The sequence below is a fragment of the Pseudomonas rubra genome, assembly GCF_028656935.1.
GTDB lineage: Bacteria > Pseudomonadota > Gammaproteobacteria > Pseudomonadales > Pseudomonadaceae > Aquipseudomonas > Aquipseudomonas rubra.
In genome coordinates this window covers 1-16,196 of sequence record NZ_JAMDGZ010000074.1, presented here as the reverse complement: position 1 = coordinate 16,196, position 16,196 = coordinate 1, and the positions used below count along the sequence as shown (strand labels likewise).

The following is a 16,196-nucleotide window of genomic DNA, read 5'->3' as shown; positions in this document are numbered from 1 at the left end:
GCATCCCATCGCGGCGCAAGGCCGCTCCCACAGTGGGGGGCCTTGCGCCGTTTTTCTTCAGTGATATCATTTTGACGTCAACTAATTTACCATCGCCGCGCTCTTCTGCGTGGCACCGCCTTTTTTAATGCAGCGAAGTCCAGCCCCGCACGGAAGCGAAGCACTCAACACGCCGTTAAAGGAATAAACCGTGACTCCTGTGATGTTCCGCAAGACCCTGCTCGCCCTGGCCATAACCGCCACTGCCCTGCCCGCCCTCGCAGAAACTGTCCAGCTGACCAACGCAGGCTTCAAGAGCGAACACCAACGCTACAGCGGCAATCTTGAGATCAACGGTGCCTACACCGGCGGCAGCGATGAAGATGCCATCGAACTCAATGGCTCAAGCATCGAGAAAGACCTGATTCTCAACGCCACCATCAACAGCACCGGTGACTTCGCCGGTGGCGTCGACATGGATGTCTGGGAAGGCACGCAATCCTGGGTTGCCAACAGCGTCGGCGGCGACGTGATCAACAAGGGCAGCATCTCGGCCATCGGCGGTGGCGCCAACGCGCTGATGATCGACCCGGCCAAGATCGGCGGCAGCCTCATCAACCAAGGCCTGCTCTACGCAGAAGGTGCTCCCCTGACCGACGGTGGCGGCCGCGACGTCGCCCGAGCCCTGGACTTTTCCGGATCGTCGGTGATCAAGGGCGACCTGCTCAATGACGCCAGCGGCAAGATCATCGCCAAGGGTGAAGATGCCAAGGGCATCAACCTTGAAGGCGGCGAGATCGTCGGCAAGGTCATCAACCGCGGCCTGATCGAAGTCACCGGCGCAGGCGCCACCGGCATCGACGCCACCACCAGTGGCTCGGGCATGTACACCGACATGGTCGACCTGGCCGGCATCGAGAACCACGGCACCATCATTGCCAATGGCGACGACGCCGAAGGCATCCGCATCGATGGTGCCAGCTTCACCGGCATGAACAACCACCTGATCAATACCGGCACCATCCGCGCCGAAGACGCTGCCATCGCCATCGGTTTCAGCGACTTCGACAGCCCGGGCGCCCAGCCTTGGTACAAAGATGAAGGCGACTTCAACATTTTCAACAGCGGCACGATCATCTCTGCCGACGAAGCCATCGACGCCTCGGAAAGCAACCGCCCAGTCGAGCTGATCCTGCGCAAAGGCAGCGTCATCGTCGGCAACCTGATCGACCTGAGCAATATCGAGATCGAAGGCGATACCTCGTTCACCGGCACCGACAGCCGTGCTGACGGCTCCAACATTCGCCTCAAGGACAACGGCTGGATCGATGTCGGCAGCGTCAGCGACAACCTGAAAACCACCCTGACCTTCGAAGCCCCGCACACCAGCATCGACGGCAACCTGTACGTCGCCGGCAACTCGGCCGTGGGCCTGAACCTGAGCAGCGCCACCAACGCCAGCACTGCCGTGCTCAAGGTCACCGGCACCACCCAGTTCGGCCAGGGCGCGCAACTGCAACTGGCGGCCAAAGGCGAAGATTTCAACGCCAACGGCAGCACCTACAAACTGCTCGAAGCCGGCCGGATCGAGCTGCTCGGCGCAGACGGCGAAACCGTCGACCCGAATGCCAAGCTCAACCTGGTCAGCACTTCTGCGCTGCTCAAGGTCGACAGTTTCACCGTCGACAACCAGCAGGTAGTGGCGGTCGTCACCGGCAAGGGCAAGGAAGAAGTCGAGCAGATCATCACCAACCAGGGCGGTTCGGCCAACAGCCAGAAAGCCCTGAGCAGCCTGACTGCCGACGGCATGATTGGCAAGCTGGCCAACAACGACCCGTTCAAGCAGGCCCTGCTCAACGCCGATGAGGCCCAGGTCGCCAAGCTGGCCTCCGAGCTGACCCCGGAAACCAACGGTGGCGCGACTCAAGCCGCCACCACCAGCCAGAACCTGGTGAGCAACGTCACCGGCAACCGCACAAGCGCCCTGCGCGGCGCCTCCTCGGGTGAAGGCTTCAAGGAAACCGGCGTCTGGGTACAGACCCTGTACAGCGACGCCAGCCAGGACCTGCGCGACGGCGTGGCGGGCTACAACGCCTACAGCCGCGGTATCGCGGTCGGTGCCGATGGCAAGCTGAACGACAACCTGACCCTGGGCCTGGCTTACAGCTTCATCAACACCGACGTCAACGGCAAAAGCGGCAACCAGACTGAAGTCGACAGCCATGCCTTCACGCTGTACGGCGGCTTCGAGCAGGGTAACTATTTCGTCGATGCCAGCCTGACCTACGGCGTCAACGACAACGAAAGCACCCGCTCCATCGCCGGCACCCGCGCCAAGGCCAACTACGACAGCGACCTGCTGGGCTTGAACCTGGTCGGTGGCTACACCTACCACATCAACTCGCAGATGCTGGTTGAACCGCGCCTGGCCGCCCGTTACAGCCTGGTCAACATCGACGGCTACCGCGAGAAGGGTTCTTCGGCAGCCTTGAAAGTCGAAGACCAGCGTTACGAGGCCATCGAGCTGGGCGCAGGCCTGCGTGTGGCCGGCAGCTTCCCGTTGGGCGCAGGGACCCTGGAGCCGCAAGCCAAGTTGATGGCCTATCACGACTTCGCCGCTGACGAAGCCAAGAGCACCTCGACCTTCCTGCTCGGCAGCACGCCGTTCGTGACCAGCGGTGCCAAGGCGGCGCGTGACAGCTATGAAGCCGGCGTAGGTGCCGACTACAAGCTGGGCGCGGTGACCCTGGGCGTCAACTACGACTACATCGGCAAGTCGGGCTTCGATGCTGACGTGTTCTCGGCGAAAGTCCGTTACGACTTCTGATGCGTAATCGCCCGGCCGGCCCACGCCCGTGGGCCGGCGTTTGTCGAACCTTGGGGGCGCTGCTGGTCAGCGCCCTTCTTTGTGCCTGCCAATCCCCATATTCAGCACTCCAGCAACTGGCGCAACAGCACGGCCGACACCTGGAAACAGTGCCGGGCCAGCCGTTCCCGCTCGTCCTGCTAGCGCCTGAGCAACCTGCAAGCAAACGTCTGCGGGTATACCTGGAAGGCGACGGCCATGCCTGGGCCACGCCAAGCCAGCCCAGCCTCGACCCGAGCCCACGTAACCTGCTGGTAGCGCGCTTGGCAATCAATGATCCAACCCCCAACGCCTACCTTGCACGGCCATGCCAGTTTGTCACGGCCGCCGGCTGCACAACCGCGCTGTGGACCGACCGACGCTTTGCCCAGGAAGTCGTCACCAGCCTCAGCCAGGCGTTGGACCGGCTCAAGCAGCGGTTTGGCAATCGCGAGTTCGAGTTGGTGGGGTATTCAGGTGGCGCGGCGCTGGCCGTGCTGCTGGCCGGGCAACGGGACGATGTTACCCAGTTGCAGACGATTGCCGGCAATCTCGACCCGGGCTTGTGGGTCCGGCGCAAGGGCTTGTCGCCCCTCGACGGCTCACTGGACCCGATGGTCTATCGGACGCGTCTGAAATCCTTGCCCCAGCGCCACCTGCTGGGAGGCCGGGACACGGTGATCACTGGCGACATCGCCGCCAGTTTTCGTGGCACCGAGGAGTCGAGCCGTTGCAATCAACGGATCATCATCCCTGCGGCCAGTCATGAACAGGGCTGGGAGAACGCCTGGGCGCACTGGCAGAGCCAACTGATCGGGCCCTGCCCCTGAGCTCTGCCGGCGTCACTGCGCCCAACGCTCCTCGCTGTTTTGCAATGCCGAAGCAATGGTCGCCAACGTACTATCAGGCAGTGTGTCCGGCAACAAGTCGGTGCCGGAGCTGACATACAACTGCGCGTAGGCGTTACGCAACTCAGCGTACGACAGGTCGCGTTTCAACTGCGTCTGCAGGTTGTTCAGTTCGCCCTGGATCAACTCCAGCTCACCGATGTTCTGGGTCTGGTAGCGGTTGCGCAACTGCTCGGCAATCTGCCCGTCCAGTGCCGCCAGCTCTTCGCTGGCGCGGAACTGGCGCGCCGCCTCGTTGTAGTTGGCGTTGGCCACATACAACTGCGCCAGCACCGCCATCGACATGGCCTGGCGCCGCGCCGCCGCAACGTCTTCACCGGCTTTGGCGACCTTGATGGCTGCCGGGGCCGACAACACGTTGAACAGGTTCCAGGTCACCTTGACGCCGTAGTCCGCCCAGCTCTGGTTGACCAGGAAGGAGTTGCTGTCGTAGTGCCCACCGGCCGAGAACTCAAGGCCCGGCAGCAAGCGCAGCATGGCCTTGCGGGTTGCCGATCTGTGTCGGCTGTGCCAGAGCCATGGCCAATTCGCGTACAGGACGCTGTTCGGCGTCCTTGATGTTCTGCAACTGCTGCTCCAACGAGGCGGCGCCAAACACTGCGCGCAAGCCTTGCGCAGGGTCGGTGGTGCGCCACTGCTTGCCGTCGAATACACGCATCGACTCGCCCTCCTGCGCCGCTTCCCGGGCGAACAGGCCGGCAAAGGTACTGGTGCCGAAGCCCCCACCGTCACCGCCACCAAAACCGAGGAAGCCCAGCCCTGCGCTGTCGCCACCACTGTCGCTGCTGGCGAATACCTGGGCGATGAAGCTTGGCGCGCTCAGGCCGTTGTGGATAAAGATGTTGCCCAGGGTACGCTCTTCGAACAGCGGCTCGCGCTCGCGGTGCAGCAGGGCCTGGAGCACATGACGGCCATCAGGTTCGGGCTGTACCGGGGTCATCAGCAGCAGCCATTCCTGCTGCTCTGGGCCGATGACGCGGTAGACGCCCTGCTGCGACAGCAGGTCGGCAGGCAAGGCGAAAACACCAGGAAGCACTCGAGGCGGGCACTCATCGCCACACCCGTGGTCAATTGCACGCGCTCGATGGCGACGCGGGTGTCCGCGCCCAGCGATAGCGCAAAAGCATGGGGATCGGCCGCTTGCAGCTCGGCGAACGTCGGCATGGGGAACTAGGCTGCAGCTTTCATGAGGCGTGCGCGCTCAAAACCCGCTTTCTCTTACCCCCAGCGCGGCCATTCGTCGCCAAGCCGCAGCCAGCAGCGACTGGCCTTGGCCATCGACCACCACCAGCCCGCGAACCGGGCGCTGAAGCATGCCTGGCGCGCTGCTTTGCAGCGCAAAGCGCACACCGTACTGCCCCTGCAAGGGTTGCGCCCGGCGGTTCTCGTCACGGCGGATGGCAATGGGCCCTTGATGCTCGGAAACCAGCGCTTCCTGATCGATGGCGCCAACCCCGGTGGTATCGATTTCGCTTAACGTGACCGGCAGTGAAGCGCGCAACGGATCGTCGGCGACAAAGTGCCCGGAGGCGCCGGCTTCGACCCGCCACAAGTCCGCTTCGGCCAGATAGCCTCGCAGGCGCACGCCCTCCTCGACCACGGCGGCCAGCGGCAATTGCGCGGCGATCCAGCGGCCTGGTGCCAGGCCTTCGGTCAGGTCGCGCACCACCCCGGCGTGCGGCGCGCGCAGGTTCAGGCGCTCGCGCTGGGCGGCAAGCCCGCGGTATTCGGCCAGTGCCTCGGCCAGGCGTTGCTCAAGAATGCCGCTGTCGGCGGCGGTTTCGCTACGCCCGGCCTGGCGGCGCAACTGCACCTGAAGGATCTGGATTTCCTGGCGCACGATCTGCAGGCGCGAATCCAGGTCTGGGGACTGCAGCACTACCAGCAACTGATCCTGGGCCACCTGCTCGCCGTCCTGCACCTTTACTTCGCGGATACGCGCCGCCGTCGGTGCATGCAAGGCGCTGACCCGCGAGGCTTCGAGCAACGCCGGCACCTCGACGTCGCTGCGCCACGGCAGTACCAGCAACAGCAACAAGGCGAGAAGGCCAAGGCCGAGCCACAACACCTTGCGCGGCTGCGCCCGCTGGCGCTGCTGCCACCAGTGGCGGCCCTCCTGGTAGATCGGCAAGGCGATGAACCAGGTCAGCTCCACCAGCATCAGGAAAATGCCCAGCGCCTTGAAGAACAGGTGATACACCGCCAGGGCAATACCCAGGAACAACACCGCACGCCACAGCCACGAGGCGTAGCCCCAGGCCAGCAAGCGCCGACGCAAGCCTGCCGACAAAGGCTCGGGCGCCGCCTCACCATAACCGAACAGCGCCTCGCGCAGGCGCCAGCGGCACACGGCAAAGGCCCGGCCCTGCAGGTTGTCGACTGCCCACAGGTCGCTGAGCAGGAAGTAGCCGTCAAAGCGCATCAGCGGATTGAGGTTGATCGCCAGGGTGGTGATCCAGGTGGCGCTGGCCAGCATGAACGCCGCCGTGCGCCCTGCCCCGTCAGGCAGCAATGACCAGGCCAGCAGCGCCACACAGGCCAGCAACAGTTCGGCGAGCACGCCACCTGCGCCGATCAGCAAGCGGCTGCGGCGGTCCTGTACGCGCCAGGCATCGCTGACATCGGTGTAGAGCATCGGCAACAGCACCATGAACGCCAGGCCCATGCTCGGCACCCGGCAGCCGGCGCGCTTGGCCATGTAGGCGTGGCCGAATTCGTGGCACAACTTGGCAAAGCCCAGGGCAATGGCAAAGGCCACTGCGCCGCCCAGGCTCAACAGGTGCGGAAAGGTGGCAAGAAAGCGCTGCCAGTCACGCAGCACCAGAAACAGCCCCAGGACCAGTACCGTCGGCAGGCCGTAGCGCAACAAGGCCGGGCCGAATCGCGCAAGCCAAGGCCAGGTGCGGTTGAGAAAGGCATCCGGGCGCCACAGCGGGATGCGAAAGAACAGGTATTTGTGCAGCAACTGGGTCCACAAGCCCTGGCGCTGGCTAGCGGCCTTGTCGGCGTAGCTGGCACGCTGCTCATCATCGCTGGCCGTGACCAGATCATGGCCACGCAAAAAACGCAGCAACTCCTCGATGGCTGTGCCCGGCAGCGGCATGCCAGGCTCCTGATTGGCCGCCGCCAGCACCCGCGCCGGATCACCCAGCGCCCAGTGGCGCAACAGGCGCATGGCCGGCGCCCCGAGCTTGAAATAGCGCCCGCGCAACGGGTCGGCCAGGGTCCACTGTGCCGCGCCGTCCAGCCCTGGTGCGGCGGGCGACAGTTGCAGGTCCGGGCGCAGCGCCGGCAGCATCACAGGCCCACCGTCTGCCGCAGGGCCGCCAACGGCCGACGCAATACGTACAGCGCCAGCGGTGCGCGCGCGCCAAACAGTTTGGCGGTGCCGCGCAGGCCGATGCGCGGCGGCGCCTCAATGAAGCGCGCATCCAGGCGGTAGGCCAGCTGGCCGGCCGGGGTGGTCTGCGCTTGGTAGGCAGTACGTTCAAGCTCGGCGCCATGGCGGTGCAGCGGGTCGCTGTCGAGAAACAGCGCGACCTCGGCGCCGGGCTCAAGGCTCAGGGCATCGGCCACTGGGAGCTCGATGCGCAGTTCGGCCTGGGCCGGATCGGCGATTTCCAGCAGGCGCTCGCCGGTTTGCAGCGGCTTGCCGGTCAGGCGCTGGGCATCGGCGAACACCGCAATACCGGCGCGCTCGGCGCGCACCTCGGCGCGTGCCAGCAACTCGCGGGCGTAGTCGCGCTCGGCGCGCTTCTGCTCGACCCGGGCCGCCAGCAGGTCAAGCCGGGCGCTGGATTCGCTATCGGAAAAGGCCCGCTGGGTATTGGCCTTGAGCTCGGCCTCGGCGACCCCGAGGGTGCGCTCGGCGACATCGGCCTGAGCCTTGAGGCTGGTGGCGTCAAAGCGCACCAGCACCTGCCCGGCCTGCACCGCCTGGTTGGGTTTGACCAGGAACTCGGCGATCACCCCATCCAGCGGCGCGGCCACCACCTGACCGTTGCGCGGCACCACTTCAGCCGGCGCCAGCACCGACTGGCGCACCGGCACCAGCAGCACCAGCAGGGCCGCGGCGGCTATCGCCCAGCGGGTCCGCGCCGGCCAGCGCAGGCGCCACGGCTTGCCTGGTTGCAAGGCCAGCCAGGCATGGCTGTAGCAATCGCCCAGGTGGCTGAGCAAGCTGTGCTCGGCCTCGACCCAGGGCATGTCGCGGGCCAGCCACACGCCACCAAAGACCGCGCCGTGGCGGTCCTTGAGCGGCAGCCAGAAGGCATGCTCCGCCGACAACGACTGCCAGTCGTCGCGGCTGGCCTGATCGAAATCATCTGCACTCAGCGGCCCGCTGCTGCCCAGGCGCCCGCTGTTACCCAACTGCGCGGCGGCATGTTCGATGAACGCCACGAACGGCGCATTCGGCTCAACCACGCTGATGCCGGTCAAGGCCCGCACCTTGCCTGCAATCAGCAACGCGGCGTGGCGAAAGGCGAACAGCGCCTGGGGGTCGTTGACCATGCTGAAGGCCAGGGTCTGGACCGAGGCCGCAGCACGGGCCTGATGTTCCAGGCGCAAGTACTGCGCCAGCAGTTGCTCCATGGCATTGGGTGCGGGCGCGTTCATGGTTGCGTGGCAAAGTGCGCGGTGCCGCTCATGCCAGCCAGCAGGCCGCGACTGTTGGCCGGCAGGGTGGCGATCAGCAGCAGCGTCTGGCTGCCTTCATCGATGCGCGCCCCCAGGCGTTTGACCACGGCCTCCAGCGGCGCGCCGGTTTCGTCGGGGACAAAACTGAAGGTCTGCTCAGGCTTGAGCTTGCCCAGCCAGCGCGAAGGCACCAGCAGGTGGACTTCCAGGGAGCGGTTGTCGACGATCTCCAGCAACGGCGCGCCGTTGGCCACGCTTTCGTGGGCCTGGACCTTGCGCGCCACCACCTGGCCGTCGAACGGCGCCTTGATCTGGCAGCGCTGCACCTGCACCTGATAGACCTGCGCCTCGGCCTGGGCCTGAGCCTGGCGGGCCTCGGCCAGGGTCACCTCGAAACGCCCAACCGAATTGAGCGCGGCCAGTTGCTGCTTGTTGCGCAACTCTTCACGGGCCGCACGCACGGCAGCGCCGGCGGCATTCTGTTGTGCCTGGTAAGCGCTGCAATCGAAACGCACCAGCACATCGCCTTTGCTGAACGACTGGCCTTCGGCAAACGGCATGTCCACCACGCGCCCGGCCAGTTCGCTGGCCAGCACCGCCTGGGAGCGGGCGCGCAGCACACCGCGCACTTCACTGGCGCTCGAAGTGGCGCCGTCGAGCAGCGGATCGCTCTCGGTCGCAGCCTGCGCCAGGCTGCCGACCATCACCAACGCCAGGCACCATGCTCCGTGCTTCATTTCGCTGCATCCTTTCATTATTCGTTGTATGCGTTGTGTATCGGTTGCAGCGGCGCGAAGTTGACTGCCGTTGCTCAAGGACACGTAGTCCCGGGACAGGCACAGGTGCCATGGCAAGCGTAGTATCGGGTTAACAGGCACGCACGGCGTTGCGGCTGCACTCAAGAAAAGTGGCAGGATGCTATCAGTGTTTTCGGGGGCGTGGTAGCGGGGAGCTGGCTGAACTCAAGGATTTTTTAACCTGCAGCCACTAACGAGACACAGGGGCCTGCGCCCCTGCCACGGAGGCAGCAGCCCGACGCACTATCACAAGCTCCAAGGCCCCCTGCATATTCAACCGCGCAGACTGTCCCGTCGCACTGTCGCCTGCAATCGATCGCTCTTCAGAAGTGAGCGGTAATGTAATGTCGACAGTGCCTCCGCTCGCCAGCGGTAATGCGCTCTGTCGCAACAGCGTCCTGACCTGCCTGGGCTCAAGCTCCGGGTCGATGGACAGCATGGCCGCAACCGCGCCGGTGACCAAGGCCGCGGCATAAGAGGTGCCGCAGCCGCCAGGTTCTGCGCGGGCGCTACTCGCCCAAGGAGGACACCCGGCTGCGGTGATATCGACCCGCTGCCCGACATTGGAGCTGGCTCGGCTCGCCACGAAACCTGCATCCTCCACATCCACGTCTCGACCAGTGCGCTGATGGGCACCGACCACTATCAGTTGATCCGCCAACAGCGATGCAGGCAGGTGCTGGTCAGTGAGCGACGCGCTGTTGCCGGCAGAGTTGATGACCACCACAGCAGGGTGATTACGCGCCAACCAGGCGAAAAACCGCTTAAGCAGCGTTGCGTAACCGTTGAACGCCAGATCGGAACGCACATTGGCTTGAATCGGCTCGCCGCGCTGGTTGATGCCCCCCATTCGATGGACACCCCAACTCCAGTTGAGCACCCTCACCCCGTCCTGCACGAGGTTCACCGAGGCCGCGACACGAGCTGCCACACCCGCTCGTGCGCCGCGGTCGACAATGACCCTGAACCCTCCAGCTGCGCCCATTCGGCTCAAAAAGCCCAGGTTGGCACTCGGATGTGCGCCTGCCGCCAGATACCCGGAGACAGCAGTGCCATGCGTCGCCGCTCGGCTGTGCCGCGCATAGAGGCACACCTGGCCTGAATCGCAAGGTACCAGGTAGCTTGCGAAGTCGCCGGCATCGAAGTTCACTCCACTCTCGATGACGCCAACCAACAGGGTGTGAAGCTTGTGCGCTTGAGCCGCCTTCACGGCGTAGTCTGTATACAGGTCAACAGCCTGCAGGAACCGATTGGCGATCCAGCCTTGCTGGTCAGGAGGATCGATTGCCCTGAGCGGGTCCGCGGGCATCTCGAGATTGTCGTCTTCCACGACGACCCCCTCGATAGCCGCCTCGCGCCCTAGCGTTGCCAGCAGAATGTCTCGACCTTCCAGGCTATTTACCGGCAAACGCACCTGATAAACGTTCAGTGGAGGGATTGCACCGACGATTTCCAGGCCATACTGGCGTGCGACCCGTTGCGCCTGTATCAGGCCGTCAAGATCCTCGCGAAAGACCAGGCTAACCAGGTCCAAGGCGGTTACGACACGGTCGTTGAGCCTTATTTGCGGATACTGACCAGCAGCCACCACACGGCTCTGGCCCATGGTAAGCCACACGCCATTGCTGGTTTGTCCATCGGCAGCCAACCAGATCGGCCCACTGACGCTCTGCCTTTGGTTGAGACGAAAGCGCAGCGAATCCAACATGCGGGTCACGGATCCAGTAGCCAAAGCGCTGCCATTGAGTACCACTGTCGGCAGCTCCCGGCCCATGCCTGTGACCTGCATGCACCAGACCTGCGGTTTATATGCCCGCCAGGGCTCACAGGGCTCCAGGCCTTCAATGCGCAATGCTGCACAGACCTCGGTGCCCACGCTCCAAACCACCAGCAGCACGATAAGCCGTCGCATCCGCAAGGTGCCCATATCTGTATTCCGTATCGCGCAGTGACGCCGGATACGCAGGTACCCAGCCGGCCAATGTCATCCACTGGCCGTGCGCCGAACATATCGGGATGGAATGAGGGTGCCTACTGGCAGAAATGCCAGGTCAGTGGCGCCAAAATACGTGTGGTTGGCGCGAAGCCTCTGGGAGTGAGGGGCTTGTCGATGGCGGATCTGAGCACACAGCGGGCAGAAACGACAAAAGGCCCCGAAGGGCCTTTTGTCTATCACCACAGAACTCTGCTGAATGCTGTAGCGCCATATTTGGAGCGGGAAACGAGACTCGAACTCGCGACCCCGACCTTGGCAAGGTCGTGCTCTACCAACTGAGCTATTCCCGCGTCGTGATGGGGGCTATTGTAACGATTCGAAAAATCTCGTCAAGCCCTTGATTCAAAAAACTTTATTTCTGCTCCGAGCCTTCGCGCAGGTGCGGCCAGGCGGCGCGCAGGTAGTGCACCATCGACCACAGGGTCAGGCCCGCCGAAACCATCAGCAAGGCATAGCCCAGAACCACCCAGAAGGTCAGTACCGGCGGGTTGGCCAGCAGGACCACCAGAGCGAGCATCTGCGCCGCGGTTTTCCATTTGCCCAGGTTCGACACCGCCACATGCGCCCTCGCCCCAAGCTCGGCCATCCACTCGCGCAGCGCCGAGACCACGATCTCGCGGCCGATGATCACCGCCGCCGGCAACGTCAGCCACAAGTTGGCATGCACTTGCACCAGCAGCACCAGGGCCACCGCCACCATCAGCTTGTCGGCCACCGGGTCCAGGAAGGCACCGAACGGCGTGCTCTGCTGCAGGCGACGCGCCAGGTAGCCGTCCAGCCAGTCTGTGGCTGCGGCGATGGCGAAGACACTGCTCGCTGCGATATAGCTCCAGTGATACGGAACATAGAACAGCAAAATGAAGATCGGAATGAGCAGGACGCGAAGAACGGTAAGCAGATTTGGAATATTCATCGGCACAACTGGCTGCAAAGTGAGCGGGCATTCTACTCGCTATGCAGGTTGGCATAAATCGACTCGGCAAGCTTTTTACTGATTCCCGGCGCCTTGGCGATTTCCTCGACGCTGGCGCGGGTCAATTCCTGCAGGCCACCGAAGTGTTTGAGCAAGTCGCGGCGGCGTTTCGGGCCCACCCCGGCGACACCCTCAAGGGTCGAGGTACGCCGGGCCTTGCCTCGGCGGGCACGGTGACCGGTGATGGCGAAACGGTGGGCTTCGTCGCGAATCTGCTGGATCAGGTGCAGCGCCGGTGAGTCGCCCTTGAGGGTGAACTCATGGGCCACGTCATTGAGGTACAAAGTCTCGAAACCGGCCTTGCGCGTAGCGCCCTTGGCCACCCCGAGCAGGATCAGGTCGGGCACTGCCAGCTCCTGCAGTACCTCGCGAGCCATGTTCAGTTGGCCCTTGCCACCGTCCACCAGCAGTACGTCGGGCAGCTTGCCCTCGCCGTCCTTGAGCCGGCCAAAACGCCGAGTCAAGGCCTGGTGCATGGCCGCGTAGTCGTCGCCTGGGGTCACGCCCTCGATGTTGTAGCGGCGATAGTCACTTTTAAGTGGCCCCTCCGGGCCGAATACCACGCACGAGGCGACGGTGGCTTCGCCGCTGGAATGGCTGATGTCGTAGCATTCCAGGCGTTGCGGGGTTTCCTCCAGGGCCAGCACCTGGGCCAGGGCCTCGAAGCGCGACGCCATGTGCTGACGGTTGGCCAGGCGTGCGCCCAGCGCCTGTTCGGCGTTGGTCACCGCCAACTGCTGCCAGCGCGCCCGGGTGCCACGCACCCGGTGGCTGATGGTCAACTCACGGCCGCGCAGGGTCTGGATGGCGGCGCTGATGGCGGCGAAGTCCTCGTGCACCACATTGACGATCAACTCGCCCGGCAATTCGCGCTCGGCATTGGCCACATAGTATTGCGAGAGGAACGCGGCCATGACCTCGGCCACCTCCTCCTCGATGCCCACTTGCGGGAAGAAGTTCTTGCTGCCCAGCACCCGCCCGCCACGCACGCTGATCAGGTGCACGCAAGCGCCGCCGGGGTTGACGAACGCCGCGATCACGTCGACATCGCCGCTGCCACCCTCCATGCTCTGCTGGTCCTGAACCCTGCGCAGCAAGGCGATCTGGTCGCGCAACTCGGCGGCTTTCTCGAATTCCAGGGCCATGGCCGCCTGCTCCATCTCGGCGTTCAACTCGTTGGTCAACTGATGGCTGCGGCCTTCGAGGAACATCACCGAGTGACGCACATCGACCGCATATTCCTCAGGCTCGACCAGGCCGACACAGGGCGCCTTGCAGCGTTTGATCTGGTATTGCAGGCACGGCCGGGTGCGGTTGCTGTAATAACTGTCTTCGCACTGGCGAACGAAAAAGGTCTTCTGCAGCAGGCTCAGGCTTTCGCGGATAGCCCCGGCGCTGGGGTACGGGCCAAAATACTTGCCCTTTTGCTTCTTGGCCCCGCGATGGATACCCAGGCGCGGGTAATCACCGTCGGACAAAAACACATAAGGATAGGATTTGTCGTCGCGCAACAGGATGTTGTACGGCGGCCGCCACTCTTTGATCAGGGTCTGCTCGAGCAGCAGCGCCTCGGTCTCGTTGGCGGTGATGGTGGTTTCAACCTGGGCGATGCGCGCCACCAGGGCAGCCGTCTTCGGCGCCAGACCAGTTTTGCGAAAGTAACTGGCGAGGCGCTTCTTGAGGTTCTTGGCCTTGCCCACATACAGCAGCCGGGCTTCACCGTCGAACATCCGGTAGACTCCCGGGCGACCGCTGCAGGTCGCCAGGAAAGCGCTTGAATCGAACACAGGTGTCATGAGTGAGCTCAGAGACTGGCGTCAACCATGCCGTGGCGGACCGCCAGCAGCGTCAGCTCGACGTCGCTGGTGACCGAGAGTTTTTCGAAGATCCGGTAGCGGTAAGTATTGACCGTTTTCGGTGACAGGCACAGTTTGTCGGAGATGATCTGCACCTTCTGGCAGCCAACGATCATCAGGGCAATCTGGATTTCGCGCTCCGACAACGCATCGAACGGCGAGCCTTGCGGCTGGAACGACTTGAGCGCCAATTGCTGGGCGATCTGCGGGCTGATGTAGCGCTGGCCGGCAAACACCAGGCGAATGGCCTGGACCATTTCATCCAGCCCTGCACCCTTGGTCAGGTACCCGGCAGCACCGGCCTGCAGCAGGCGGGTGGGGAACGGGTCTTCTTCACAGACAGTCACCGCCACCACTTTCACGTCCGGGTGGCTGCGCAGCAACTTGCGCGTCGCCTCCAGGCCGCCGATACCGGGCATTTTTACATCCATCAGGATCACGTCGGGCTTGAGTTCACGCGCGACTTTGAGCGACGCCTCGCCGGAGTCGGCCTCACCCACCACCTGCAGGCCATCGATATCGGCCAGCATGCGCGTGATGCCCGTACGCACCAGATCGTGGTCATCGACCACCAGCACCCTAATCAAGCAGACACCTCGCACTGCGGCGGTAATTGGATCCCGCCACCTTAGCAAAAAATACAGCCGTAGACCTAACGGAACCCGTCATTTGTCTGACGTCATTTTTCATTTTCCTGACAGCCGCCCATACAGCCCGCGCCCATAGCCAGCCGCCCTGGTCGGCGGCCGCGGCGCGTGTTCGGCGAGGCTGCCGAGCAATTGCTGGACAGCCGCCCGGTCGGCCACTGCCGCCAGGCGAAAGCTGCTGAGCAACTGTTCTTCCTCGGTGTTCAGGCTGCTGTGTTCAACCGGCGTATGCACGCCGCTCAACACATACAAGGCATCGACCCCGCGCGCAGCAACGGCGGCGAGGTAGTCGGCCTTAGGCGTGCGTTCGCCACTTTCATACTTGCCCTGGGCGTTGGGCTCTACCCCACCGATGTCGCCAAAGGCGCGCTGAGTGAGGCCCAAACGTTCCCTTTCTTCCCTGATACGCGAACCGATTCCGTTCATTGATCTGACGTCCCTTGTCCAGCATCCGGATGGATGAGCGCACACCCTTCAATGGCGTGCCTCGAACGAAGCCCGAACTATGCCGCGATCGGCTGCGCTGCACAAGTCGAAGCCCGATCCACCTGTCCAGGCCTGTCAGGACAACCGCTGCAAGTCGTGCAGTGCAACGACGCACTTCACGCACAAAGGGGGATTAAACAGGCAACTTGGCGCAACAGACAAAGTGCCGTCACCCCACGTGTTTGAAGTATCAAATACGCAATACAGGGAGAACAAAGGCGTTCAGAACAATAGAAAAAAGCACCGCCAAAAAAACCATAAAAGCGGCGAAAAGCCACTAGAGTAACGACATTCTGACGTCATTTTCACGGCAAAACACCGATATCATTTTTTTGACGCCTAACTAACATAAAACTTTAACTAATTGATTTATAAGAGTTTTTTAACTTTAACAACTGCAATTTAAACTTTATCCAAAGCAGAGTTAGAGACTGCTTGCCGAAGTTAAAAAAACTCCCTTAGGATGTAAAAAGACAACCAAAAACGTTTGCATCGCCTCCCGTTAGCGCGCTGCTTTTTGCTTGCGCGTCTGCCACCTCGACTATGCCGTTTAACTGAGTATCTCGGTCAGCCTGCGCTGAACCCTGAGAGAGGGAACTATGAACATCAGTATCTTTGGATTGGGTTATGTGGGCGCGGTCTGTGCCGGTTGCTTGTCCGCCCGTGGGCACCAGGTGCTGGGCGTGGATATCTCGCAAGCCAAGATCGACATGATCAACCAGGGCAAGTCGCCGATTGTCGAACCGGGCCTTGAGCAATTGCTGCTCGATGGCGTGCGCCACGGCCGCCTGCGCGGCACCACCGATGTTCAGGCCGCCGTGCTGGCCACCGAGATGTCGTTGCTGTGCGTCGGCACCCCAAGCAAGAAGAACGGCGACCTGGACCTGGTCTACATGGAAGCGGTATGCCGTGAAATCGGCTCCGCCCTGCGGGACAAGGCCAGCCGCCATACCGTGGTAGTACGCAGTACCGTGCTGCCCGGCACGGTCAAGAACGTGGTGGTGCCGATCGTCGATAAACACTTCGGGAAACGCGCCGGCATTGATTGCGGTGACGCGGGCACCCCCGAGT

At 63.2% G+C, this 16,196-nt stretch carries 12 protein-coding genes, 1 tRNA gene and 1 pseudogene; 3 read left to right on the top strand and 11 right to left on the bottom strand.

What is annotated here, in order from left to right:
- Window positions 1-190: 190 nt before the first annotated feature.
- Both M5G17_RS25830 and M5G17_RS25825 read left to right on the top strand, forming a co-directional pair.
- On the top strand, window positions 191-2,806 hold the full coding sequence (locus tag M5G17_RS25830; protein WP_420793328.1) for an autotransporter family protein: 2,616 nt from the start codon (window positions 191-193) through the stop codon (window positions 2,804-2,806).
- Entirely contained in the window at window positions 2,806-3,654 is an 849-nt protein-coding gene (locus M5G17_RS25825) for an alpha/beta hydrolase (protein WP_273895694.1), read from the top strand. The genes M5G17_RS25830 and M5G17_RS25825 overlap by 1 nt, the downstream gene beginning before the upstream one ends.
- A 12-nt stretch (window positions 3,655-3,666) precedes the next feature.
- Here M5G17_RS25825 and M5G17_RS25820 read toward each other — a convergent pair.
- From M5G17_RS25820 to M5G17_RS25770, 11 genes and pseudogenes are all read right to left on the bottom strand, one after another.
- Window positions 3,667-4,221, bottom strand: a pseudogene (locus tag M5G17_RS25820) (TolC family protein); the annotation flags it as partial.
- The gene (locus M5G17_RS25815; RefSeq protein ID WP_273895693.1) at window positions 4,184-4,747 is read right to left on the bottom strand and encodes a hypothetical protein; all 564 of its coding nucleotides are present in this window, start codon (window positions 4,745-4,747) and stop codon (window positions 4,184-4,186) included. The gene M5G17_RS25815 and the pseudogene M5G17_RS25820, both read right to left, overlap by 38 nt.
- 186 nt (window positions 4,748-4,933) lie before the next feature.
- The gene (locus tag M5G17_RS25810; RefSeq protein ID WP_273895692.1) at window positions 4,934-7,033 is read right to left on the bottom strand and encodes a site-2 protease family protein; all 2,100 of its coding nucleotides are present in this window, start codon (window positions 7,031-7,033) and stop codon (window positions 4,934-4,936) included.
- Window positions 7,030-8,349: an efflux RND transporter periplasmic adaptor subunit gene (locus tag M5G17_RS25805; RefSeq protein ID WP_273895691.1), complete on the bottom strand. Its 1,320-nt coding sequence runs from the start codon at window positions 8,347-8,349 to the stop codon at window positions 7,030-7,032. The genes M5G17_RS25810 and M5G17_RS25805 overlap by 4 nt, the downstream gene beginning before the upstream one ends.
- Entirely contained in the window at window positions 8,346-9,074 is a 729-nt protein-coding gene (locus M5G17_RS25800; RefSeq protein WP_420793332.1) for an efflux RND transporter periplasmic adaptor subunit, read from the bottom strand. The genes M5G17_RS25805 and M5G17_RS25800 overlap by 4 nt, the downstream gene beginning before the upstream one ends.
- Window positions 9,075-9,357: 283 nt before the next feature.
- Complete coding sequence (locus M5G17_RS25795; protein ID WP_273895689.1) at window positions 9,358-11,094, bottom strand: S8/S53 family peptidase; 1,737 nt, start codon at window positions 11,092-11,094, stop codon at window positions 9,358-9,360.
- Between the two features lie 283 nt (window positions 11,095-11,377).
- Window positions 11,378-11,453 (bottom strand) — tRNA-Gly (locus M5G17_RS25790).
- Between the two features lie 62 nt (window positions 11,454-11,515).
- Window positions 11,516-12,076, bottom strand: a complete 561-nt coding sequence (gene pgsA, locus M5G17_RS25785; protein WP_273895688.1) for a CDP-diacylglycerol--glycerol-3-phosphate 3-phosphatidyltransferase — start codon at window positions 12,074-12,076, stop codon at window positions 11,516-11,518.
- Between the two features lie 32 nt (window positions 12,077-12,108).
- Window positions 12,109-13,932, bottom strand: a complete 1,824-nt coding sequence (uvrC, locus tag M5G17_RS25780) for an excinuclease ABC subunit UvrC (RefSeq protein ID WP_273895687.1) — start codon at window positions 13,930-13,932, stop codon at window positions 12,109-12,111.
- Between the two features lie 8 nt (window positions 13,933-13,940).
- Window positions 13,941-14,579, bottom strand: coding sequence for a response regulator transcription factor GacA (gacA, locus tag M5G17_RS25775; RefSeq protein ID WP_130264321.1), 639 nt, complete (start codon window positions 14,577-14,579; stop codon window positions 13,941-13,943).
- 99 nt (window positions 14,580-14,678) lie between these two features.
- A complete protein-coding gene (locus M5G17_RS25770) occupies window positions 14,679-15,065 on the bottom strand; it encodes a helix-turn-helix domain-containing protein (protein ID WP_273895686.1) in 387 nt (128 codons plus the stop codon).
- Window positions 15,066-15,724: 659 nt separating this feature from the next.
- On the opposite strand from M5G17_RS25770, the gene M5G17_RS25765 reads away from it, so the two are divergent.
- Window positions 15,725-16,196, top strand: a 472-nt coding sequence (locus tag M5G17_RS25765; RefSeq protein WP_476453929.1) for a Rossmann-fold NAD(P)-binding domain-containing protein, incomplete at its 3' end; no start/stop codon positions are given.